Origin of the sequence: Streptococcus sp. GMD3S (assembly GCF_000298695.2) — a bacterium.
In the GTDB taxonomy this organism is placed as follows: domain Bacteria; phylum Bacillota; class Bacilli; order Lactobacillales; family Streptococcaceae; genus Streptococcus.
The window spans coordinates 1-1,124 of record NZ_AJRC02000063.1 but is presented as its reverse complement, the minus strand read 5'-3'; the positions used below and the strand labels follow the sequence as shown (position 1 = coordinate 1,124).

Here is a 1,124-nt window from a genome sequence, read left to right as displayed (position 1 = left end):
ATTATGTCATCCAAAATAAATCAGCTATTCTTAAAAAGTACAATGATATTTTCACTAATATTCAATCGAAACAGTAAAAGAGGTTCACTATGAGTGAGATCAAAATTATTAACGCAAAAAAAATCTACCACGACATTCCTGTCATTGAGAATTTAAACGTTACGATTCCAAAAGGAAGTCTTTTCACCATTCTTGGACCTTCAGGTTGTGGAAAAACGACCCTTCTTCGAATGATTGCAGGCTTCAACAGTATTGAAGGCGGAGAATTTTACTTCGATGATACTAAAATAAATAATATAGAACCCAGCAAACGCAACATCGGCATGGTTTTCCAAAACTACGCTATTTTCCCACATTTGACTGTCCGAGATAATGTTGCTTTTGGTCTTAAACAAAAAAAGGTTCCAAAAGATGAATTAGTTCAACAAACTAATAAATATCTGGAACTAATGCAAATTAATCAATACGCAGATCGAAAGCCCGATAAACTCAGTGGTGGACAACAACAACGTGTCGCCTTAGCACGTGCATTAGCTGTTAATCCAAGTGTTCTCCTCATGGACGAGCCACTTAGTAACCTGGATGCGAAACTTCGCTTAGATATGCGCCAAGTTATTCGAGAAATTCAACACGAAGTGGGAATTACAACTGTATATGTGACCCACGATCAAGAAGAAGCGATGGCTATTTCAGACCAGATTGCCGTTATGAAAGATGGGATCATCCAACAAGTCGGACGACCAAAAGAACTCTATCATAAACCAGCTAATGAGTTTGTGGCAACCTTTATTGGACGCACAAATCTCATCCCAGCCAAACTACAAAAAAAGAGCGACAGTGCTTATATCGTCTTCTCAGATGGCTATGCCCTCCCTATGCCAGCTCTTGATCAAGCTAAGGAACAAGCTGTTCTTGTGAGTATCCGTCCCGAAGAGTTTATCAAAGATGAATCTGGAGATATTGAAGGAATCATTTCCGATAGTGTTTATCTTGGACTCACCACTGAATATTTTGTAGAGACTGCATTTTCTTCAAAAATACAGGTCAGCGAAGAATCAACTTTTGAAGAAGATCTTCAAAAAGGGGATCGAATTCGTCTACGAATCAATACTCAAAAGTTAAAT

General features: G+C 38.2%; 1 protein-coding gene. It reads left to right on the top strand.

The annotated features are described in order from the left end of the window. Window positions 1-89 precede the first annotated feature (89 nt). Window positions 90-1,124: ABC transporter ATP-binding protein (locus tag GMD3S_RS0210115; RefSeq protein WP_025173015.1), on the top strand; the 1,035-nt coding region annotated here is incomplete at its 3' end.